Annotated in this window: 22 protein-coding genes; 13 read left to right on the top strand and 9 right to left on the bottom strand. The window is 70.0% G+C overall.

Annotated elements, in window-relative coordinates:
• Positions 1 to 157: 157 nt before the first annotated feature.
• The 9 genes from ABRP18_RS16300 to ABRP18_RS16260 all read left to right on the top strand — a co-directional run bounded on the left by ABRP18_RS16300 (position 158) and on the right by ABRP18_RS16260 (position 10170).
• A complete protein-coding gene (locus tag ABRP18_RS16300) occupies positions 158 to 1705 on the top strand; it encodes an ABC transporter substrate-binding protein (protein WP_349885034.1) in 1548 nt (515 codons plus the stop codon).
• Between the two features lie 66 nt (positions 1706 to 1771).
• Positions 1772 to 2743 (top strand): ABC transporter permease, encoded by a 972-nt coding sequence (locus ABRP18_RS16295; RefSeq protein ID WP_046747453.1) that lies wholly within the window; start codon positions 1772 to 1774, stop codon positions 2741 to 2743.
• On the top strand, positions 2740 to 3627 hold the full coding sequence (locus ABRP18_RS16290; protein WP_058631719.1) for an ABC transporter permease: 888 nt from the start codon (positions 2740 to 2742) through the stop codon (positions 3625 to 3627). Before ABRP18_RS16295 ends, ABRP18_RS16290 begins: the two co-directional genes overlap by 4 nt.
• On the top strand, positions 3624 to 4529 hold the full coding sequence (gene murQ / locus ABRP18_RS16285; RefSeq protein ID WP_061015761.1) for an N-acetylmuramic acid 6-phosphate etherase: 906 nt from the start codon (positions 3624 to 3626) through the stop codon (positions 4527 to 4529). Before ABRP18_RS16290 ends, murQ begins: the two co-directional genes overlap by 4 nt.
• Positions 4529 to 5719, top strand: coding sequence for an anhydro-N-acetylmuramic acid kinase (locus tag ABRP18_RS16280; RefSeq protein WP_141368362.1), 1191 nt, complete (start codon positions 4529 to 4531; stop codon positions 5717 to 5719). The genes murQ and ABRP18_RS16280 overlap by 1 nt, the downstream gene beginning before the upstream one ends.
• The gene (locus ABRP18_RS16275) at positions 5716 to 6249 is read left to right on the top strand and encodes a GNAT family N-acetyltransferase (RefSeq protein WP_349885033.1); all 534 of its coding nucleotides are present in this window, start codon (positions 5716 to 5718) and stop codon (positions 6247 to 6249) included. The genes ABRP18_RS16280 and ABRP18_RS16275 overlap by 4 nt, the downstream gene beginning before the upstream one ends.
• Positions 6246 to 7421 (top strand): enolase C-terminal domain-like protein, encoded by a 1176-nt coding sequence (locus tag ABRP18_RS16270; RefSeq protein WP_349885032.1) that lies wholly within the window; start codon positions 6246 to 6248, stop codon positions 7419 to 7421. Before ABRP18_RS16275 ends, ABRP18_RS16270 begins: the two co-directional genes overlap by 4 nt.
• The gene (locus ABRP18_RS16265; RefSeq protein ID WP_179515755.1) at positions 7418 to 8545 is read left to right on the top strand and encodes a serine hydrolase; all 1128 of its coding nucleotides are present in this window, start codon (positions 7418 to 7420) and stop codon (positions 8543 to 8545) included. Before ABRP18_RS16270 ends, ABRP18_RS16265 begins: the two co-directional genes overlap by 4 nt.
• Complete coding sequence (locus tag ABRP18_RS16260) at positions 8542 to 10170, top strand: ABC transporter ATP-binding protein (protein ID WP_349885031.1); 1629 nt, start codon at positions 8542 to 8544, stop codon at positions 10168 to 10170. Before ABRP18_RS16265 ends, ABRP18_RS16260 begins: the two co-directional genes overlap by 4 nt.
• Before the next feature lie 44 nt (positions 10171 to 10214).
• On the opposite strand, the gene ABRP18_RS16255 is transcribed toward ABRP18_RS16260, so the two are convergent.
• Genes ABRP18_RS16255 through ABRP18_RS16235 form a run of 5 tightly spaced genes read right to left on the bottom strand, consistent with a single transcriptional unit; the run spans position 10215 to position 13107 of the window.
• Positions 10215 to 10379, bottom strand: a complete 165-nt coding sequence (locus ABRP18_RS16255; RefSeq protein ID WP_164734122.1) for a hypothetical protein — start codon at positions 10377 to 10379, stop codon at positions 10215 to 10217.
• Positions 10376 to 10954 (bottom strand): YdeI/OmpD-associated family protein, encoded by a 579-nt coding sequence (locus tag ABRP18_RS16250; RefSeq protein ID WP_349885030.1) that lies wholly within the window; start codon positions 10952 to 10954, stop codon positions 10376 to 10378. The genes ABRP18_RS16255 and ABRP18_RS16250 overlap by 4 nt, the downstream gene beginning before the upstream one ends.
• Before the next feature lie 3 nt (positions 10955 to 10957).
• Complete coding sequence (locus ABRP18_RS16245; protein WP_046747460.1) at positions 10958 to 11779, bottom strand: HAD-IIA family hydrolase; 822 nt, start codon at positions 11777 to 11779, stop codon at positions 10958 to 10960.
• Between the two features lie 32 nt (positions 11780 to 11811).
• The gene (locus ABRP18_RS16240; protein WP_046747461.1) at positions 11812 to 12441 is read right to left on the bottom strand and encodes a metal-dependent transcriptional regulator; all 630 of its coding nucleotides are present in this window, start codon (positions 12439 to 12441) and stop codon (positions 11812 to 11814) included.
• Between the two features lie 9 nt (positions 12442 to 12450).
• Positions 12451 to 13107, bottom strand: coding sequence for a TetR/AcrR family transcriptional regulator (locus tag ABRP18_RS16235; protein ID WP_082682592.1), 657 nt, complete (start codon positions 13105 to 13107; stop codon positions 12451 to 12453).
• 81 nt (positions 13108 to 13188) lie between these two features.
• Between ABRP18_RS16235 and ABRP18_RS16230 the strand changes: the two genes are divergently transcribed.
• Complete coding sequence (locus tag ABRP18_RS16230) at positions 13189 to 14802, top strand: amidohydrolase (protein WP_349885029.1); 1614 nt, start codon at positions 13189 to 13191, stop codon at positions 14800 to 14802.
• Positions 14803 to 14864: 62 nt separating this feature from the next.
• A complete protein-coding gene (locus ABRP18_RS16225) occupies positions 14865 to 16310 on the top strand; it encodes a Na+/H+ antiporter NhaC family protein (RefSeq protein WP_349885028.1) in 1446 nt (481 codons plus the stop codon).
• Between the two features lie 15 nt (positions 16311 to 16325).
• On the opposite strand, the gene ABRP18_RS16220 is transcribed toward ABRP18_RS16225, so the two are convergent.
• Positions 16326 to 16625 (bottom strand): hypothetical protein, encoded by a 300-nt coding sequence (locus tag ABRP18_RS16220; RefSeq protein ID WP_349885027.1) that lies wholly within the window; start codon positions 16623 to 16625, stop codon positions 16326 to 16328.
• Between the two features lie 19 nt (positions 16626 to 16644).
• Entirely contained in the window at positions 16645 to 17913 is a 1269-nt protein-coding gene (locus tag ABRP18_RS16215; protein WP_349885026.1) for an Nramp family divalent metal transporter, read from the bottom strand.
• A 94-nt stretch (positions 17914 to 18007) separates the two neighbouring features.
• Here ABRP18_RS16215 and ABRP18_RS16210 point away from each other — a divergent pair, with 94 nt between their 5' ends.
• The gene (locus tag ABRP18_RS16210) at positions 18008 to 18646 is read left to right on the top strand and encodes a TrmH family RNA methyltransferase (protein WP_113680366.1); all 639 of its coding nucleotides are present in this window, start codon (positions 18008 to 18010) and stop codon (positions 18644 to 18646) included.
• Between the two features lie 19 nt (positions 18647 to 18665).
• Here the strand turns inward: ABRP18_RS16210 and ABRP18_RS16205 are convergent, their stop codons facing one another.
• Both ABRP18_RS16205 and ABRP18_RS16200 read right to left on the bottom strand, forming a co-directional pair.
• Positions 18666 to 18977: a hypothetical protein gene (locus ABRP18_RS16205; RefSeq protein ID WP_113680365.1), complete on the bottom strand. Its 312-nt coding sequence runs from the start codon at positions 18975 to 18977 to the stop codon at positions 18666 to 18668.
• Between the two features lie 118 nt (positions 18978 to 19095).
• Positions 19096 to 20418 (bottom strand): MATE family efflux transporter, encoded by a 1323-nt coding sequence (locus ABRP18_RS16200; protein WP_058631709.1) that lies wholly within the window; start codon positions 20416 to 20418, stop codon positions 19096 to 19098.
• A gap of 84 nt (positions 20419 to 20502) precedes the next feature.
• On the opposite strand from ABRP18_RS16200, the gene ABRP18_RS16195 reads away from it, so the two are divergent.
• Positions 20503 to 21072 carry a DUF1992 domain-containing protein gene (locus ABRP18_RS16195; RefSeq protein WP_061017836.1) on the top strand — a complete coding sequence of 190 codons (570 nt, stop codon included), beginning with the start codon at positions 20503 to 20505 and terminating at the stop codon, positions 21070 to 21072.
• Positions 21073 to 21100 lie beyond the last annotated feature (28 nt).

The following is a 21100-nucleotide window of genomic DNA, read 5'->3' as shown; positions in this document are numbered from 1 at the left end:
CCGATCACTGTTCATAACAGTAGAGGAACTTCTGTTACATCTGTAGTGACGTTCGTGTACTTTTGGTACCAACCAAGACCGACGACGTTCACGGGGCGGCAGGCAACAGCGCCTGACCCGACGCCACGGCGGCCGTCACACTCAGGAGGATCCAGCAATGAGCACAGCACGCTGGGCGTCACTCGGCGCTCTCACGGCGACGGGCCTCGCCTTCGCCCTCGTCATCACCGGGTGCTCCGCACCCGCATCCGACCCGAAGCCCTCAGAAGGCGCTGCCGGAGGCGACCTCGTCATCGGCGTCACCAGCGACCCCGACACCCTGTTCCCCTGGAAAGCCACCCAGTTCCAGGCCGTCAACGTGCTGCAGAACCTCTACGGCACGCTGACCGAGTTCGACGAGGACCTGAACGTGGTTCCCGGCCTGGCCGAGTCGTGGGACGTCTCCGAAGACGGCCTCACCCTGACCTTCCACCTGCGCGAGGGCGTCACGTTCGCCGACGGCAGCACGTTCGGTTCGGAAGACGTGAAGTACTCGCTCGATGCGATCGCGGCCGAGGCCACGGCTGCCGTCGCGCGCAGCTCTCTCGCCTCCGTCGCCGCGGTCGAGGCCACGGACGAGAACACCGTCACCCTCACGCTCAGCGCTCCGGACGCCGCCCTGCCCGCCAACCTCGCCGTGATCAACATGGCGATGCTGTCCTCGGACGACACCGAGGAGGGTCTGAACACCACGCCCAACGGCACCGGGCCCTTCATCCTGGATGACCGCAAGGCGAGCCAGTCGCTCACGCTCGCCAAGAACGAGGACTACTGGGGTGACGCCGCACTGCTCGACACCGTCGAGTTCCGCGTGATCCCCGACGAGTCGTCGATCGTCTCGGCGATGCAGTCCGGCAATGTGCAGCTGGCCGTGTTCGACGACCCGCTCGTCGCACAGACCGCCGAGGGCGCCAACGTCGAGGTCGCCACGACCCCGCAGCTGAGCTACCACGCCCTGCAGCTGAACGCGCAGCGCGGCGACCTCGCCGACGTGAACGTGCGCCTCGCCATCCAGTGCGCGATCGACCGCCAGGAGGTGCTCGACACCGCGGCCCTCGGCGAGGGCGAGGTCACCGGCCCCATCACCTCTCCCGCATACAAGTCCGACCCCGATGCACGCCCCTGCCCGGAGCGCGACCTCGACAAGGCCGCCGAGTACCTGAAGAAGGCGGGCAAGGAGGACGGCGTCACCATCAAGACGATCGTCTCCCAGGGCGAGTACGCCACCTCGGTGAACGAGGCGCAGAACCTGAAGGCGCAGTTGGCCGACGCCGACATCACCCTCGACCTCGAGGTGCTCGAGTCCGGTGCGTTCGTCGACCGCTGGATCGCGGCCGACTTCGATGCCGCGGTCGCCCTCAACGGCGGTCGTCCCGACCCCGACGGCATGTACGGCCGCTACTTCACCAGCACCGGAAACCTGAACAAGGTCGCCGGCTACTCCTCGCCCGAGCTCGACGCGCTGTTCGCGGAGGGACGCCAGACGGCCGACCCCGACAAGCGCAAGGACATCTACGCGCAGGTCTCCGAGAACCTCGAGGACAACGCGGCGTGGATCTGGCTGTTCACGAGCTACACCTACACGGCGACCGCGTCGACCGTCGACGGCTTCGTCCCGATGGTGAACGGCTCGCTGCAGTACCTGCGGACCACCTCCATCAAGTAGCGGATCGAGGGGGCGCGGCCGCCCCGCGCCCCCTCCTTCCCCGACGACAGGCACCCACACACGCGCATGTTCAGACAGCTCCTCCGCAACAGCGTGCTGCGACGCATCCTCGCAGCCCTCGGCACGCTCCTCGGCGTCGCCATCTTCGTCTTCCTGATGCTGCGCGCCATCCCCGGCGACCAGATCAGCTCCGGCCTCGGCACCGAGGCAGCCGCGCTCACGCCCTCGCAGCGCGCCGCCCTCGAGGCGTACTACGGCCTCGACCAGCCGCTCATCGTGCAGTTCTTCTCCTGGCTCGGCAACATCTTCACGGGCAACCTCGGATTCTCCTCCCGGGCACAGACGAGCGTCCTCGACCTCACGGCTGCAGCCCTGCCCGTGACGTTCGAGCTCGCGATCATCTCGATCGTGATCGCGCTGGCCATCGGCATCCCGCTCGGCATGCTCTCCGCCTCGAAGCCCGACTCGTTCCGCGACGGCGTCGGACAGGTGGTGGGTCTCGCCGGTCTCTCGATCCCCGCGTTCCTGCTCGGCACCGCGTTGCTCGCCATCCTCGCCCAGTCGTTCGGATTCAACCCCAACGGGCAGGCGTACGCGACGCTCTTCGAGGACCCGCTGCTGAACCTGCAGCAGATGCTGCTGCCCTCGATCGTGCTCGGCTTCGGCATCGCCGCGCCGATCATGCGCACGACCCGCACCGCGGTGCTCGAGATCCGCTCCAACGACTTCATCCGCACCGCCAGGGCGAAGGGCGTGCCCCCGCGTCGACTGCAGGTGCGCCATGTGCTCGGCAATGCCCTGGTGCCGATCGTCACGATGACGGGTCTGCAGTTCGGCTACCTCCTCGGAGGTGCGGTCGTGGTGGAGCAGATCTTCTCGCTCCCCGGTATCGGACGCCAGGTGCTGCTGGGCATCCAGCAGAAGGAGTACGCGCTCGTGCAGAGCACCGTGCTCGTGATCGCCCTCGCCTTCGTCATCGTCAACCTGCTCACCGACCTGCTCTACCGGGTCATCGATCCTCGGGTGCGTGCCGCATGACCGACATCTCTCAGACTCCGACCATCGCGCCCGGCGGCGGGCGCACCATGGAGCGCGTGCGTCTCCTGCTGCGCAGCCGGAGCGGTCTCGCCGGCCTCATCATCGTCGTGCTGCTCGCGGTGCTGAGCCTCGTCTCGGCGTTCGGCCTGCTGCCGTTCGATCCGCTCGCGCAGGATCCGCCGTCCCGTCTGCAGCCGCCGTCCGCCGTGCATTGGTTCGGCACCGACCAGTTCGGCCGTGACGTGTTCTCGCGCGTCGCAGCCGGCGTCGCCAACTCGGCGCTCATCTCCGTGGTCGCCGTGGCGTTCGCGACCGTCGTCGGCACGGTCTGCGGACTCATCGCCGGGTTCTACCGCGGCTTCTCCGACGGCGCGATCACCGCGATCACCAACGTGCTGTTCGCCTTCCCGCCACTGCTGCTCGCCCTGTCGCTGGCGTCCGTCTTCGACCGCAACTGGTTCACCATCGCCGTGGCCATCGCGATCGTCTACGTGCCGATCTTCATCCGCGTCACGCGCGGACCCGTGCTGTCGCTGCGCGAGGTGGAGTACGTCAAGGCGGCCAAGAGCACGGGGCAGAGCCGCATGGCCACCATGTTCCGACACGTGCTGCCGAACATCACCTCGATCATCATCGTGCAGGTCACCCTCTCCCTCTCGTGGGCTGTGCTGACCGAGGCCTCGCTGAGCTTCCTCGGACTCGGCACGCCGCCGCCGGCGCCCTCGCTCGGGTCGATGATCTTCGAGGCGCGGACGCTCGTCACGATCGCCCCGTGGACGATGATCGCGCCGGGCGTGATCGTCGTGCTCCTCGTGGTCGGTCTGAACCTGCTCGGCGACGGCCTGCGCGACAGCCTCGACCCTCGGAACAGAGGAAAGCGATGACCATGGAGGATCTCGGCGCACTGGCCACCGAGGCCAGCGACCCCCGTTACGCGGAGCTCGACCGGATGAGCGTCGCCGAGCTCGCGCAGACCATGAACGAGGCGGATGCCACGGTGCCGGCCGCGGTGCAACGCGCTCTGCCGCAGATCGTGCCGGCGATCGAGGCGACGGCCGCCCGCATGGCGCAGGGCGGACGCCTGGTCTACGTCGGCGCAGGAACTCCCGGACGCATCGGCGTGCTCGATGCCTCCGAGTGCCCACCCACGTTCAGCACCCCGCCTGAGCTCGTGTTCGCGATCATGGCCGGCGGTCCGGGTGCGATCGTGAACCCGGTCGAGGGTGCGGAAGACGACGCGGAGGCGGGAGCTGCGGCCATCGACGCGGCGGGGATCGGTCCGCTCGACACCGTGATCGGCATCGCCTCCAGCGGACGCACGCCGTACGTGATCGCGGCAGTGCGCCGGGCACGCGAGCGCGGAGCACTCAGCATCGGCCTTTCGTGCAACGTCGACACCGCGCTGAGTGCCGCCGCCGAACACGGCATCGAGGTCGAGGTCGGTCCGGAGGTGCTCTCCGGCTCCACCCGTCTCAAGTCGGGTACCGCGCAGAAGCTCGTGCTCAACATGTTCTCGACCATCTCGATGGTCCGGAACGGCAAGGCCTACGGCAACCTGATGGTGGATGTGAAGGCCACCAACCACAAGCTGCGCGAGAGGGCGATCCGGATGGTGCAGACCATCGCGGACGTCGACCGCCCCGCCGCCGTCGCCGCCCTCGAGGCCGCGGCCTACGACGTGAAGCTCGCGTCGATCATGATCCGCCGCGGTGAGGACCTCGCCGCGGCCACCGCACGACTGGACGCGGCCGATGGTCGGCTGCGCACCGCACTGGAGGAGAACTGATGCGCGTCCTCGGACTGATCTCCGGCACCTCGCACGACGGGATCGATGCCGCCGTCGTCGACTTCACGACCAGCGGAGGGTTCACCGACCACGGCGTGGATCTGCGCGGGAGAGTGCTCGCGGCGACGAGCGTGCCCTACGCGCCCGAGCTGCGGGCACGGCTGATCGCGGCACTGCCGCCGGCGCAGACCACCCTTGCCGAGGTCGCCGAGCTCGACACGCTCATCGGCCAGGCGTTCGCCGAGGTCGCCGCCGACATCGCCGCAGAGGTCGGCGGCGTCGATGCGGTCTGTTCGCACGGTCAGACCGTGTACCACTGGGTCGACGGCGCCCACGCGCTCGGCACCCTGCAGATCGGTCAGCCCGCCTGGATCGCCGAGAAGGTCGGCGTGCCCGTGGTGTCCGACATCCGCATCCGCGACATCACCGCGGGCGGACACGGAGCTCCGCTGGTGTCGTTCCTGGACGAGCTGCTGCTGCGCGGCCGCGCCGGCGTCTCGGCGGCGCTGAACCTGGGTGGCATCTCGAACATGACCGTGGTGCGGCCCGACGGCCTGGTCGCCTATGACATCGGACCGGCGAACGCGCTGGTCGACGCGGTCATCGTGGAGCACGGCCTCAATCCGCTCGGCTACGACGACGACGCCGCGATCGCCCGCACCGGACAGGTCGATGAGGCGCTCCTGGCCGCGCTGCTCGACGACCCGTACTACGCGCTCACGCCGCCGAAGAGCACCGGCAAGGAGCACTTCCACCTCGGCTACGTGCACGAGCACCTGGCAGCGCAGGGCCGCGAGATCGCGGTCGCCGATGTCGTGCGCACGCTCACCGAGCTGACCGTGCGCACCGTCGCGCGCGACGTGGAAGCCGCCGGGATCGGATTCCTCGCCGTGTCAGGTGGCGGCTGCCGCAACCCGCTGATCCTCGAGGGGCTGCGCGCCGCGCTCCCCGGGACCGAGGTCGTGCTGGCGGACGAGCTGGGGGCTGCGGCCGACAGCAAGGAGGCGATCCTCCTGGCGCTGATCGGCTGGTCCACGATGCACGGCGTGCCCGCGATCGTCCCCGGCGGCACGGGAGCGCGCGAGCCCCGGATCCTCGGCACCATCACGCCGGGCGTCGGCCCGCTGCAGATGCCGGAGCCCGTCGCCGCCATCGACTCCCTCGTGCTCACGGAGGCCCCGGCATCGTGAGTCTCCAGGTGCGCCCCGCCACCCCGGATGACCTGTCCGGGGTGCTCGGCGTGTTCCTCGCCTGTTGGCGGGAGAGCTATCGCGGCGTGCTCTCGGATGCGGCGATCTACGCGATGACCGACGAGCGGGCGGAAGCGCTGTGGCGTCGGGTGCTCGCCGACCCGCGGGGCGTCGTGCTGCTGGCCGAACGCGAGGGCGAGATCGTCGGGATCACCCGCTACGCCGCCCCCACCGGTGACGCCACCACCGGTGATGACACCACCGCAGACGACGACCGTGTGGACGGGGCCGTGCACTCGCTGTACGTCTCGCCCCGAGCCCACGGCGGCGGGATCGGCGGCGCACTGCTGGCACGCGCGTCCGACGACCTGAGGGCGGCGGGGGCCGAGGCGGCGACGCTCTGGGTGTTCGCGGCCAATGCCCCCTCGATCGGGTTCTACGAGTCGAAGGGCTGGCACGCAGACGGGGCCACCCGCACGCAGCCGGAGTTCGGCGAGCCGGAGCAGCGTATGCGCAAGGAGTGGGCATGAGTGCGGGATCGAACGCCGTGGTGGGCCTCCGCGTGCTCCGGGTCTCGTCGCCCCTGGTGCGCCCCTTCGTCACGGCCGTGCGCCGCACCGACCACCTCGACGTCGTGCTCGTCGAGGTCACGGATGCCGACGGTCGCCACGGATACGGGGAGGCCGCCACGAGCTGGCGTGTCACGGGGGAGAGCCCGCCGAGCGTGGCCGCTGCCGTGGCGGGGCCGCTCTCCGAGGTCGTCCTCGGCCGTCGCGCCGATGACGCAGGGATCGCAGCCGACATCGCACGGTGCGTCTGGGGCAATGCCGCCGCCCGCAGCGCGATCGAGTGCGCCGTCGCCGACCTCGCCGCCCGGCAGCGGGGATCGTCGCTCGTCGCCGACCTCTCTCGCAGCCCCGCTGCCGTGCACAACTCCTCAAGACCGTCGCGCATCCGCACCGACATGACCCTGTCCGCGGGGGAGCCGTCGGCGTTGGCGCTGCTTTCCGAGGAGCACGTCATCGCCGGCTTCGGCTGCCTCAAGATCAAGGCCTCCGCCGCGCACGACACCGTCGCCGGACTCCGTGCCGTCCGCGCCGCGGTCGGGCCCGAGATCACGCTGCGCGTCGACGCGAACCAGGCCTGGGACGCCGAGACGGCGATCCGCATCATCCGTGCCGGAGAGGACGCGGGGCTCGGGGTCGAGCTGGTCGAGCAGCCGGTCGCCGCGCACGACCTGGACGCGCTCGCCGCCGTGACCGACGCGGTGGACACCCCGATCATGGCCGACGAGTCGGTGCGTACGGCGCGCGATGTGCGTCGGATCTCCGACCGCGGTGCCGCCGACCTCGTGAACATCAAGCTCGCCAAGACCGGCGGTCTCGCCGAGGCGCTCGCTGCCGCTGAGGCTGCGCGTGCGGCCGGGCTCGGCCTCGTGATCGGCTGCATGATGGAGTCGCACGTCGGAGTGAGCGCCGCCGCCCATCTCGCGGCCGCCGTCGCCCCGGATGTCGTGCACGATCTGGACGCGGCGTTCTGGCTGCAGAGCTCGCCGGTGACCGGCGGAGTCGCGCTGACCCGGGATGAGCTCGACCTCGGCATCGAACTCGGCAGGGGGAACGGCATCGGCATCACGGGTCTCGTCGCCGAAGAGTCGGAGATCCTCCTCGACCTCTCCGCGGGAGCAGGGGTGAGTGCATGAGCGCCGACGCAGCGGTCTCCGTGGTCCTGGCCGCACCCTCCGCCCCGCGCGGCGTCGTCGCGGGTGTCATCACGGACGCCGGGCGGGATGTCGCCGCCGGCGGTCTGGCCGACCTCGCCGGGACCGCCATGACCACCGGCACCGCCTTCGACATCGCCTCGGTGTCGAAGGTCGCCGCGACCACCACCGCGGTCCTCCGGCTGGTGAGCGGCGGCGAGCTGGGCTTCGACGACCCGGTCGACCGCTTCGTCCCCGGCACCGCCTGCGCGCCCGGGACGACCGTCCGCCACCTGCTGCAGCACCGTGCCGGTCTCTGGGAGTGGCAGCCGCTGTACCTCGACCGCGAGCATGCCGGGGATCCGGCGAGGGCGATCGACGCGATCCCGCTCCGATACGCCCTCGACGAAGGTCGACACTACTCCGACCTGGGGTTCATGCTGCTCGGTCGAATCATCGCCGCGATCGCCGGACAGCCCCTGGACGCCGCAGTGCGGGAACTCGTCACCGCGCCGCTCGGTCTCGCCCGTACCGGCTACGGTCCCGTCGGTCAGCCCGTCGCCTCCTCCGCTGTCGGCGATGCCGCCGAGCGCCGGATGGTCGCGACCGGAGTGCCGTACCCCGTGCTCACCGCGGACACCGACTTCGCCTGGCGCACCGACGAGATCAGCGGTGTCGTGAACGACGGGAACTGCTTCCACGCCCTCGGTGGCGTGTCCGGGCATGCGGGGTTCTTCAGCACCGCCGACGACCTGTTGACCCTCGGTGCCGCGCTCGCCGCACCCGAACGACACCCGGAGCTCTGGGAGCCGGATGCCGTGGCCGAGCTGTTCCGAGACGGCCCCGACACCGGCCAGGCACTGGGGTGGCGCAGCGACACGGTGGCCGTCGCCGGTCGGCCCACCCGGATGCTCTGGCATCCCGGCTTCACCGGATGCGCGCTCGGGATCGTGCCGGGGACCGGTACGTCCGCGGTGCTGCTGACCAACCGACTCTTCGCCTCCGAACCCGTGCCGACCGAGACGCTGTGGCGCGCAGCGCTCCCCGCGCTCCTGCCCGGCGGCACCGACCCCGGCAACAACGCTTCTGACAACGCTTTCGACACTGAAGGAACGAGTACCCCATGAGCACCACCGAGCCCGTGCTGAGCATCAGCGGCCTCGCCGTCGCCTTCCGGACCGGTTCCGAGCTGGTCACCGCGGTCAGCGACGTCACCATCGACATCGCCGCAGGTGAGACCGTCGCGGTCGTGGGGGAGTCGGGGTCGGGCAAGTCGACCACTGCGGCCGCGGTCAACCGTCTGCTGCCGGAGAACGGCGTGATCACGGCCGGCAGCATCCGCTTCGACGGTCGTGAGCTGACCGATCTGCCCGAGAACACGATGATCTCGCTGAGGGGCGCCGGGATCGGGCTCGTGCCGCAGGATCCGATGTCGAACCTCAACCCGCTCATGCGCGTGGGCGAGCAGATCGGCGAAGCGCTCGAGGTGCACGGGTACACGCGCGGCGACGCCACCAAGGCACGGGTCGTCGAGCTGCTGGAGATGGTGGGGATCGCCGATGCCGCGCAGCGCGCGCACCAGTATCCGCACGAGTTCTCCGGCGGCATGCGTCAGCGTGTCCTGATCGCGATGGGCCTGGCCTGCAAGCCGCGCCTGCTGATCGCCGACGAGCCCACCTCCGCGCTCGACGTGACCGTGCAGCGCCGCATCCTCGACCAGCTCGATTCGCTCACCGACGAACTCGGCACTGCGGTCTTCCTGATCACGCACGATCTCGCCCTCGCCGCCGAGCGCGCCGACCGCATCGTGGTGATGTTCCGCGGTCGTGTGGTCGAGGAGGGCACCTCCGCCCAGGTGCTCGGCGCCCCGCAGCACGAGTACACCAAGCAGCTGCTCGCCGCGGCTCCGAGCCTCGCCTCGCACCGTGACGCCCTGCCGCAGCGCGAGACCTCAACGGGTACGCCGTTCGTCGAGATCCGCGACCTCCGCAAGGAGTTCGCCCTGCGCGCGCCCAAGCCGGGGGAGCCCGAGACGTTCACCGCCGTCGACGGGGTCAGCTTCGAGATCCGCCGCGGCACGACGGTCTCGATCGTGGGCGAGTCGGGATCCGGCAAGTCGACCACGGCGAACATGGTGCTCGGCCTCGAGGATGCCACGTCGGGGTCGATCCTGTTCGACGGGCTCGACCTGACCACGCTCCGGCGCAAAGAGCTGTTCGCCCTGCGCCGTCGCGTGCAGCCCGTGTTCCAGAACCCCTACGCCTCGCTCGACCCGCGTTACACGGTCGAGCAGTCGATCGCCGAGCCCCTGCGCGTGCACCGCATCGGCACCGCGGCCACCCGGCACTCGCGCGTGCTCGAGCTGCTCGAGCAGGTGGCCCTGCCCGCGGCCATGGCCGAACGACTGCCGCATGAGCTCTCCGGAGGGCAGCGTCAGCGCGTGGCGATCGCCCGGGCACTCGCGCTCGAACCCGAGCTGGTGGTGCTGGACGAGGCGGTGTCGGCCCTCGACGTGCTGGTGCAGGCGCAGATCCTCGACCTGCTCGCCGACCTGCAGAAGCGGCTCGGGCTCAGCTACCTCTTCATCAGCCACGACCTCGCGGTGGTGCGCATGATCTCCGACGAGGTGCACGTCATGCAGCGCGGTGTCGTGGTCGAGAGCGGCACCCCCGAGCGCATCTTCGACGCCCCGCAGCACCCGTACACGCGAGAGCTCCTCGCCGCGATTCCCGGGGCGTCTCTGGCGTCCTGATCGCGCTCGGTCGTCGACCACCGCCGTCGTCGACGACCGCAGGTTCAGCGCTTGCGGTCGTCGTCGTCCCAGGGGCCTTCCCACCAGCCGGCGCGGTCGTCGTCGCCGGGGCCGCGCCGACGGGAGCGGACGAACTGCACGATGAAGACCGTCAGTGTCGACAGCAGGATCACGAACATCACGAGGAACAGCAGGTCGCTCTGGTTCATGGGCGTCTCCCTTCCGCAGCGTCCGCCACGATCTTTGCGATGCGCGCCGCCCGGGTCTCCGGTCTCTTGGCCATCGCGATGTGGGTGAGTCCGAACTTCTTCACCGACTTCGGGAATGCGTCCCAGTTCGCGCGCGCGATGGGCAGAGCATCGAGCGCGGTGGTGAGTTCGTCCGGCTCGATACCCGCCTCCGGTCCGTCGAGCACGGTCCACGAGCCGTTGGCCTTCGCCGTCTCCAGCGCTCGGATGCCGGCGGGTGCGAGCATTCCTGCCGCTTCCAGTTCGGCGATGCGCGCCTTGTTGGTGGCCGCCCACCCGCTGCCGGGACGCCGCGGCGAGAACCACTGCCCGTTGGCGCGGTCGTCCGTCCCGTCGCCGAACACGCGCACGGGGCCGTCGATCCATCCGAAGCAGAGCGCCTGACGGACGGCATCCTCGTAGCCGACGCCGTCCGACGCCCCGCGCACGCTCAGCAGCCAGACCCCCGCCGTACGCTCGTGATTCTCCTCGAGCCAGGCGCGCCACGCCGCCGCATCAGCGGCCCGGAACCGTTCCCCCTCGTCCAGCGCGCCCACGGGCTACTTCTTCGTCTTGCCCGGCTTCACCGTCGTGATCGTCTCGGTGATCCGCGGCAGCAGGTCGGCCACCGACTGCACGATCTCGTCGGGGCGGAACGGGTACTTCTCGATCTCGGCCTGGTCGCTGATCCCGGTGAGCACCAGCACGGTGTGCAGGCCCGCCTCGATGCCGGCGACGACGTCGGTGTCCATGCGGTCGCCGATCATGCCCGTTCGCTTCGAGTGCGCGCCGATCTTGTTCAGCGCCGAGCGGAACATCATGGGGTTCGGCTTGCCGACGACGTAGGGCTCCTTGCCCGTGGCCTTCGTGATGAGGGCGGCGATGGCTCCGGTGGCCGGCAGTGGACCGTCGGTGCTCGGGCCCGTGGCGTCGGGGTTCGTCACGATGAAGCGTGCGCCGCCGATGATGAGCCGGATCGCCTTCGTGATCGCCTCGAAGGAGTAGTTGCGCGTCTCGCCGACCACCACGAAGTCCGGGTTCGTCTCGGTCATGATGAAGCCGGCGTCGTGCAGGGCGGTGAGGATGCCGGCCTCGCCGATCACGAAGGCCGAGCCGCCGGGGAGCTGCTGCTTCAGGAAGTCGGCTGTCGCGAGCGCCGAGGTCCAGATGCGCTCCTCCGGCACATGCAGACCACTGATGCGCAGGCGTGCGGACAGGTCGCGTGCGGTGAAGATCGAGTTGTTGGTGAGCACCAGGTACGGGATGCCGGCGCTCTCCCATCCGGCGAGCAGTTCGGATGCTCCGGGGATGGCGTCGTTCTCATGGACGAGCACGCCGTCCATGTCGGTGAGCCAGCATTCGATGTCGTCACGTTTTGCCATGTGCACAGCCTAGGGGCCGCACCTTTCCGGCGTCAGGCCGTGAGCCAGATCGCGTCGGCGGCGTGCGCGACCTCGGCCTCCGCGCCACCGACGGAGAAGCCGCCGTCGGTCACCTCGACCTCGACGCCCACGGCGATCCCGGCAGCTTCGACGGCGCGGAGCACCTCGGGGTCCTGGTCGCTCACCCGCAGCACGCGGCCGACGTGTCCGACAGGGGCATCGGCGAGCAGCACGAACGGAGCGCGTTCGATGCGGCCCTCGGCGTCCGGGATCGCGTCGCCGTGCGGGTCGAAGCGGGGGCGTCCCAGGCGCGCATCGATGCCCTCCAGCAGCCGGTCGCTGATGGTGTGCTCGAGCACCTCGGCCTCGTCGTGCACCTCGTCCCAGCCGTAGTCGAACTCCTGCACCAGCCAGGTCTCGACCAGGCGGTGCCGGCGCACCATGGCCAGCGCGCGCTTCGTCCCTGCCTCGGTCAATCGCACCGCTCCGTAGGGCACGTGCGAGACGAGTCCGGCGGCGGCGAGCTTCTTCACCATCTCGGTGACCGACGATGGCGCGATACCGAGCTTCGCGGCCAGCACCGAGGGGGTGATCGGTGCGTCCTGCCACTCGGTATGCGCGTAGACGGTCTTCAGATAGTCGTCAGCTGCAGGGGATGCCACCCGCCCAGCCTACGTGGTGCTCTCGCGCGCCCATGCGGTGAGTCCGTGGATGAGCGCCCGCACCCCGATCTCGAACGTGCGGCGGGCGGGGTCGGTGCTGAGCCGGGCCCTGGCGGCCTCGGCCTCGGCGAAGGTCGGGAAATGCGGGGCGAGCTCTCCCGGTGCCATGTTGTCGGCGGGGGCGAGGGCGTCCAGCGCGGAGCCGATGATGAACGACTCCAGTGCCACGATGGCGTCCACGATGGTCTCGGTGGGCCACCCGTCGTGCGCGAGCAGGCGTGCGATCTGGTCGTAGTCGGCGAACGAGCCTTCGTCGGCGTCGATCGGCGATGTCGCGAGCATCACCATGGCCTCCGGTGCCGCGATCGCGGCGTCGCGGTAGCTGTGCGCCCAGGTGAGCAGTGCGTCCTCGACGGGCAGCTCGTGGAGGACGGGGGAGACGAGCGCACGGCTGACCTGCCCGCGCATGGCCCGGATCACGGCGTCCCGGTTGGCGAAGTGGTGATAGAGCGCGGAGGTGCGCACACCGAGCGATTCCGCGAGTGCGGTCATGGTGAACTGTCGCGGCGTGCGCTGGGCGCTCAGCCGGAACGCGGCCTTGAGGATGCGCTCCTCGGTGAGCACCTGGGTCGACGGCCGCCCGACGCTGCGCGGAGATTTCGTCATCGTGCTCGATTCTGCTCAGGTGTCTGATATTTTATTGAAACTCTTTCAATACTGAACTCTTCAACGGACGAAGGCACAGTCATGACCGGTTTCGACGCCGACACCATTGTCACCGGCGCACGCGTGGTGACGATGGACCCGCGCCGCCCGTTCGCCACAGCCTTCGCCGTGCGCGAAGGGCGCTTCCTCGCGGTCGGGGACGATGCGCTGGTCCGAGAGCTGCGCGGACCTCGCACCCGCGTACGCGATCTCGGTGGAGCGGCCGTCACGCCTGGCCTCATCGACGCGCACCTGCATCCGATCCAGGGGATCGAGCTGACGGCGGGCATCGACCTCGGGGGTCTGACCACCGGGGCGGCGCTGCTCGCCGCCCTTCGCGTCGAGGCCGACCGCGCGCTCGCCGAAGATGCGGACCCGTGGGTGCGCGGCTGGAATCTCGACTACGACGTGTTCCACGACCTGCCGATGACCGCCGCCGCGATCGAGGACGCGGTGCGCGGACTCCCGGCGCTGCTCATCGTGTTCGACGGGCACACCGCTCTCGCCAGCCGCGCCGGCCTGGCCCGGGCGGGCATCACCGGCGCACGCGCGTTCGAGGATTCGTCGTGCGTGGTCGTCGATGCCGACGGCCACCCCACAGGGGAGCTGCGCGAACTCGGCGCCTACGAGCCGGTACGTCTGAGCGCGCCCGCCCGGACCCGTGAGCAGACCCTTGCCATCGGGCACGACCTGCTGCGCGGACTGCGCGACTCCGGACTCACCGGCGGCACGATCATGGACGGCGGCTTCGCCACGCTCGATCTGCTCGATGCTCTGGAGCAGGGTCCGGGTCTTCCCATCCGCATCGTCTCGGCGATCGACCACGAGCCCGGCTTCGACGAGGAACGGACGATCGAGAACCTGCGGATGCGGGACCGACGCGGCGAGCGCTGGCGGGGCGGATCGGTCAAGCTCTACGCCGACGGCGTGGTCGAGACGGGGACCGCCTGGCTGCACGCGCCCGATTCCGCCGGCGAGGGACTGGAGCCGTTCTGGAAGGACGTGGCCGCGTACGGCCGCACCGTGCGCCGATACACCGAGGCCGGGTTCCAGGTCGCGACGCACGCGATCGGCGACCGGGCGGTGGGCGAGGTCGTCGACGCGTACCTCGCGGCCGGCGTACGCAGCGCTTCCGGCGCCCCGCATCGTATCGAGCACCTCGAGACGACGACCGACCGCGATGTCGCTCGCATCGCCGCCGCCGGGATCACCGCCTCGATGCAGCCCCTGCACATGCAGTGGCGCAAGGCGGACGGCTCGGACGACTGGTCGCACCGGCTCGGACCCGAGCGTGCCGCGCGCGCGTGGCGGGTGCGCGACTACTGGGATGCGGGAGCCCCTCTCGCCCTCGGGTCGGACTGGCCCATCGCGCAGAACGATGCTCGTATCGGCCTCGCATGGTCGATGCTGCGCCGACGGCCCGGTGACCCTGATGCGCCCGTGTTCGAGCCCGACCAGGTGCTCACCCCGTACCAGGCGCTGCACGGCTACACCGTGGGCGCCGCCCTGGCTCAGGGAGATGCCGACCTCGGCCGCATCGCCCCCGGGTTCAAGGCCGACTACGCCGTGTGGGCGGAGAACCCGCTGCACGTCTCCCCGGACGACCTCCCCGACCTTCCCGTACAGGGGACGGTCGTCGGCGGCGTCGAGCCCTGACCCCGGCTCGCCGCCCCCTCGCGCCCGCATCCTCCACACTCCTTCACACTGAGGTGACCCCCATGCCCGAATTCGGCGCTCTCGCGCTCCTGCCCATCGTGGTGATCCTGATCGTCGCGGTCGCCACCAGACGCACCCTGTTCGCCCTCTTCTGCGGCACCGTCGCCGGGGCGCTGATCCTCGGCGGCTGGGGCGGCTTCGACGTCTGGGTCGAGTACACCGGCACAGCCCTCTCCAACGAGACGGCGCAGTGGCTGCTGCTGATCGTCGCGCTGTTCGGCATGCTGATGATGCTGTTCGAGAAGTCGGGCATCGTCACCGATTTCGCCGACTGGGCCGAGCGGTTCGTCACCTCCCGGCGCAAGTCGCTGGTGCTGACCTTCCTGCTCTCGATCGTGCTGTTCGTCGACGACTACCTCAACGTGCTCACCACCGGCACATCGATGAAGCGGGTCACCGACCGCTACCGGGTTCCGCGCACCCAGCTCGGCGCGATCATGAAGATGACGGCCGCGCCGATCGCCGTCCTCATCCCCGTCTCGACGTGGGCTCTGTTCTTCTCCGGGCTCTTCGAGGCGCAGGGGGTGACCGTCGGCGGCACCGGCTTCGGGGCGTACCTGCAGGCGATCCCGTTCGTCTTCTTCGGCTGGGCAGCCCTGGCCGTCGCCCTCCTGATGAGCGTCGGCTGGCTGCCGAGGTTCGGCGCGATCAAGCGCGATGCGATCCGTGCCGAGCGCGATGGCGACGTCTTCCCGGTCGGCACGACCGACGAGGAGCGCAGGGCCGAGGGGGCGGCTCTCCTCGCCGAGCTGAAGGCGGACGACCCGGACGGCTCGACCGCGCAGCGCGTGGCGACAGCCCTCGCGACGTCGAACGAGACCGGGAGAAAGCCGCAGCCGTGGGGATTCCTGATCGCCATGGCCGTGCTCGTCGGAGTGACGATCGCGACGAACGCCAACGTGGTCGCCGGCACCGCCGCGTCTCTCGCGGTGACGATCGTGATCGTGCTCGTGCAGCGCCGACTCCGCATCCGCGGGGTGCTGGACGCCGCGCTCGAGGGCATCGAGAGCATGCTGTTCGTGATGGTGCTCACCGTGCTCGCGTTCATGGTGCAGGAGATGAACATCACCCTGCAGCTGGCGGAGTTCGTGATCCAGGTCACCGAGCCCGTGCTCACTCCGGCCCTGCTGCCGGCGATCGTGTTCGCGGTGTGCGGCGTCTACGCCTACGCGACGGGATCGTTCTGGGACCTGGCCGCCGTCATCACCCCGGTCGTCCTCCCTCTCGCGATCGCGCTCGGAGCGGATCCGATCCTCGCGGGTGCCGCCGTGTTCTCCGGTGCGGCGCTCGGCAGCACCACGTGCCTGTACGGCGACGGCATCATCCTCGCGTCGCGGTCGATCGGCATCAAGCCGATCAATCTGATGCTCGCGATCCTGCCCTACGCGGGGATCGCGGCCGGATTGTCGTTCGTGCTCTACCTGGTGACGGGATTCGTCACGGCGTAGTGCCGTCAGCGCGGGTCAGTTCGCGACGGCGACCAGGATGCCGAACGCGGCCTGACCCGCGAAGAAAACGACGAGGAACCCGAGGAGCGCGGCGGCCAGAGACAGGCGGCCGTCGAACTCCTCGATGTCGGCCATGCCGATCTTGCGTGCCCGGAACGCCAGCACGAGCGTGGCGATTCCGAGGGCGAGCTGCACCCACGGGCTCGCGAGGTCGATGACCTTCGGGAAAGCGATCAGCACGGCGCCGATCACGCCCGTCGCGAAGCCGGTCCAGGTGAGGATGCGGACGTTGCGGCGGGCGTTCTCGGCAGACATGTGTCGAGCCTATCCGGGCTCAGGCGCCCGTCAGCACCAGCCAGAGCAGGGCGCCGTTGAGCGCGATCAGGAGCACGGAGGCGATCACACCTGCCGCCGTCGTCCAGCGGCTGTTCACCCAGGAGCCGAGGGTGCGTCGCTGCGCGGTCAGGGCGACCAGGGGGATCAGTGCGAACGGGATCCCGAACGACAGCACCACCTGGCTGAGGACCAGCGCGAGCGTCGGGTCGAAGCCGATGCCGAGGATCACGAGCGCCGGGATCAACGTGACCAGTCGACGGGCGAGCAGGGGGATGCGCACATGCAGCAGGCCGTGCATGATCTCCGCCCCGGCGTAGGCGCCCACCGAGGTCGACGCCAGCCCTGAGGCGAGCAGACCCACGGCGAAGAAGGTCGCCACGACCGGCCCGAGTCCGGCAGCGAGCGCGGCGTGCGCGCCCTCCAGGGAGTCGGTGCCCTCGACTCCCTGGAGGTTCGCGGCGGCGAGCAACAGGATGCACAGGTTCACGGAGCCGGCGACCACCATGGCGATCGACACGTCCCAGCGGGTGGCCGTGAGCAGGCGGCGGATGCGCGACGCCTCGGTGCGCACGGCCTCGTCGCCGATGTGGTCGGTCGCGGCGCCGAAGCGGTCGCGGGCCAGGGAGGAGTGTGCGTAGATCGCATGCGGCATGATCGTCGCGCCGAGGATGGAGGCGGCGAGCAGGACCGAGCCGGTGTCTTCGAACCGGGGCACCATGCCGCCGATGACGCCCGCCGGGTCGGGGGGCGCGACGAACACGCCTGCGACGAAGCCGATCGTGATGATCGCCATGAGCGCGATGATGACGAACTCGAACGGACGGGCACCGCGACGGCTCTGCACCGTGAGCAGGATCATCGAGACCGCGCCGGTGATGAGGCCGCCGAGCAGCAGCGGCACGTCGAACAGCAGGTTGAGGGCGACCGCGCCTCCGATGACCTCGGCCAGGTCGGTCGCCATCGCGACCAGCTCCGCCTGCAGCCAGTATGCACGGCGGGCCCAGGGGCGCGTGAGCCGTGAGCCCAGCAGCTCCGGGAGGCTCTGCCCGGTGACGACCCCGAGCTTGGCCGACAGGTACTGGATCAGCCAGGCCATCACGTTGCCCGCGACCACGACCCACACCAGCAGGTAGCCGTACTGCGCCCCCGCGGTCATGTTGCTGGCGACGTTGCCGGGGTCCAGGTAAGCGACGCCCGCGACGAGGGCCGGCCCGAGCAGCCACAGACTGCGCGGAGCCCTGGCCGGGGGAACGGTCGGGTTCGTCATCGGAGCGGAAGCATTTTTAGGCACACCGAAACCGTAGCGTATTTTTCGGTGGACCTAAATATCCCCGGACGTGTGGCGGCGCTAGCCTGGCGGGATGGATGACGCGAGCACAGGATCGATCGCCCAACCCGGGTACGGCGTGGGCCCGTGGCCCGGAGGCGAGACGGCCTGGCCGGAGGGCGAGCAGTACGACCCTGAGCTCCTGGCGGCGGGGGACACCCGCAACGTGATCGACCGCTACCGCTACTGGCGGATGGAGGCGATCGTCGCCGACCTCGACACCCGGCGGCATCCGTTCCACGTCGCGATCGAGAACTGGCAGCACGACATGAACATCGGGTCGATCGTGCGCAGCGCCAATGCGTTCCTCGCCGACACCGTGCACATCATCGGTCGCCGCCGCTGGAACAAGCGCGGTGCGATGGTCACCGACCGCTACCAGCACGTCGTGCACCACGAAGACGTCGAGACGTTCGCCGCCTGGGCTGCGGCCGAAGGAGTCCCGATCATCGCGGTCGACAACGTCGAGGGAGCGGTACCCGTCGACAAGGCCGATCTGCCGCAGCGCTGCGTGCTGCTGTTCGGGCAGGAGGGTCCCGGCCTCTCGGCCGAGGCGCTCGCCGCTGCGTCCGCCCACATCGAGATCACCCAGTACGGATCCACGCGCTCGATCAACGCCAGCGCCGCGGCCGCCGTGATCATGTACGAGTGGTGCCGGAGACACGCGGCCTGAACCCGGCTCGTGTGATCGGTCAGCCGCGGTCGATGCCGAAGATGTGGCGATAGATCGCGCTCACGTCGCGATCGAGATGATCCATGCGCTCATGCACCGCCCGGATCTCCGTGCGCACGCCGGCGAACTCGCTGCCCGTCTCGGTGCGCACGCTCGCGAACTCGCTCCGGAACTCGGTGCGCACGCTCGCGAACTCGTTCCGCATCTCCGTGCGCACGCCATCGAACCCGTTCTGCATCGTGCGCAGGAACATCGTCGAGATCAGTGTGATCGTGCCGAACATCCCCGCGGCGAAGACGCCGATCAGAGTCCATACCTGTGGCTCCGTCATCCCCAACATCCCTTCAGTGTCCCTCGATCCTCGTCGAGGGCGCCAGGGGTCGGAGACGTAGTATTCCGCGGATTCCGGGCGTTGTGGAGAAGTCGTGATCGCCGGGTTCGGTGCAGTGTCAGGCTGTGGCGGAGAGCCAGCGCCCCGAGCGCACCCGCCAACCCAGAGTCCCGAGTCGCGCGAGCAGGTACACGCCGAAGAAGGCGACCGCGAGCCACACGAGTCCCGCGGTGCCGTCGACCCCCGTCGCCGTGACGATCCACAGCGCGGGGAGGAACGGCACGAGGTTCAGGCCGCCGGCGATCGCGAGGTATCGGGCGTCGTTCGCGCCCATGAGCACCCCGTCGAGCACGAAGACCACACCGGCGATCGGCTGGGCGACGGCGAGCACGAGCAGCGCCGGTTGCACGAGGGAGGCGATCTCCGCTGATCCGGTGAAGACGATGCCGAGCACCCCCGACAGCGCGGCGATCAGCGCGCCGACGATCACGCCGAACCATGCGCCCCAAGCGACGGTGCGGGCCAGCACACGGTGCACCTGCTGCTCGTCTCCGGCTCCGAGTTCCTTGCCGATGAGCGCTTGCGCTGCGATCGCGAGGGCGTCGAGCGCGAACGCGGCGGCCGAGAAGATCGTGAAGACGATCTGCCATCCGGCCAGCTCGTCCGTGCCGATTCCGGTGGCGACGCCCACGGTCGCGAGCAGTGCGACGCGCAGGCTCACGGTGCGCAGGAACAGCCAGCCGCCCGATGTCGCGGTGCTGCGAAGACCCGCGCCCTGTGCGCGCAGCGAGGCGCTGTGCCGGGTGGCGAGACGACGGACGACCAGCACGTAGGCGGCGACCATCCCCCATTGCGCGGTCACGGTGCCGGCGGCGGAGCCCGCGATGCCCCAGCCGAGTCCGTAGATGAAGAGCCAGTTGAGCAGGGCGTTCGCGCCGAACCCGAGGCCCGCGATCCACAGCGGCGTCATGGTGTCCTGCATTCCGCGCAGGAGTCCGGTCGCGGCGAACACGATGAGCATGGCGGGAAGACCCCACATCGAGATCACGAGGTACTCGTTCGCCTGGGCGGCCACGGCTTCGCTGGCACCGAACAGCGAGACCAGCCACGGCGAGGAGACCGCTCCGATGACCGCGAGCACGGCGCCGAGCCCGAGGGCCAGCCACATGCCGTTGACTCCCACCGAGACGGCCTCTCCCGGCTGCCCCGCTCCGAAGCGCCGGGCGACGGCCGGCGTCGTGGAGTAGGCGAGGAAGACCATGAGTCCCACGATCGTCTGGAGCACGGCTCCTGCGATGCCGAGCCCGGCGAGCGGTGTGGTCCCGAGGTGCCCGACGAGCGCGGCATCCACGATCAGGAACGCGGGCTCCGCGATCAGCGCGCCGAGAGCGGGGATAGCCAGCCTCAGGATCTCTCGGTTGAGGGAGGCGCGCGCGGTCATCCTCCGAGCCTATGACCTGGCGCCGACCTCGCCCGCTGCCATGGACGTAGGGTGAAGGAGACCCGGATGTCACGGAGGTGCATCATGACGGACCCCAGAGACGCGGCGGCGCGGTACCTCGCACGCAGGAGCGAGCGTGCGGACGCCGACGGGAGCGCGGACGGCGACGCGAGCGAGGAGTCGGGGGCCGCACCGGGTTTCGCCGCTGCCGTCGATCCTGCGGCGTTCATCGAGACGGCGATCCAGGTGGCGATCCGTCGCGGAGAGTTCGACGATCTCCCCGGCGCGGGCAAGCCTCTCGAAGGGCTCGGGACCCACCACGATCCCGACTGGTGGATCCGCCGCAAGATCCAGACCGAGAACCTGACCGGCCTCGGGCCGCCCGCGATCCTGCTGCGCACCGAGGACAGGGAGTTGGACGACCAGCTCGACCTGCTCGGGCGCGAGTCCGATGTGCGCGACGTGCTGGAGGACTTCAACCGTCGCGTGCGGGAGGCGCGTCGCCAGCTTCAGGGCGGTCCGCCGGTCGTGACACCCCTCCGTGACGTGGATCACGAGGTGGCCGCCTGGGCCGAGCGCCGTGCCGCACGCCCGGCCCCCGCCCCTGCCGAGCAGCCGCGTCGCCGACGCTTCCGCGCGCGACGACGCGACTGACCCGGACGCCCGCCCCTCCGCGACGCGA

Origin of the sequence: Microbacterium sp. WHRI 7836, assembly GCF_040223885.2 — a bacterium.
In the GTDB taxonomy this organism is placed as follows: domain Bacteria; phylum Actinomycetota; class Actinomycetes; order Actinomycetales; family Microbacteriaceae; genus Microbacterium; species Microbacterium oxydans.
Note: the sequence above shows the minus strand (reverse complement) of the source record. Positions and strands in the feature narration are given on the sequence as shown.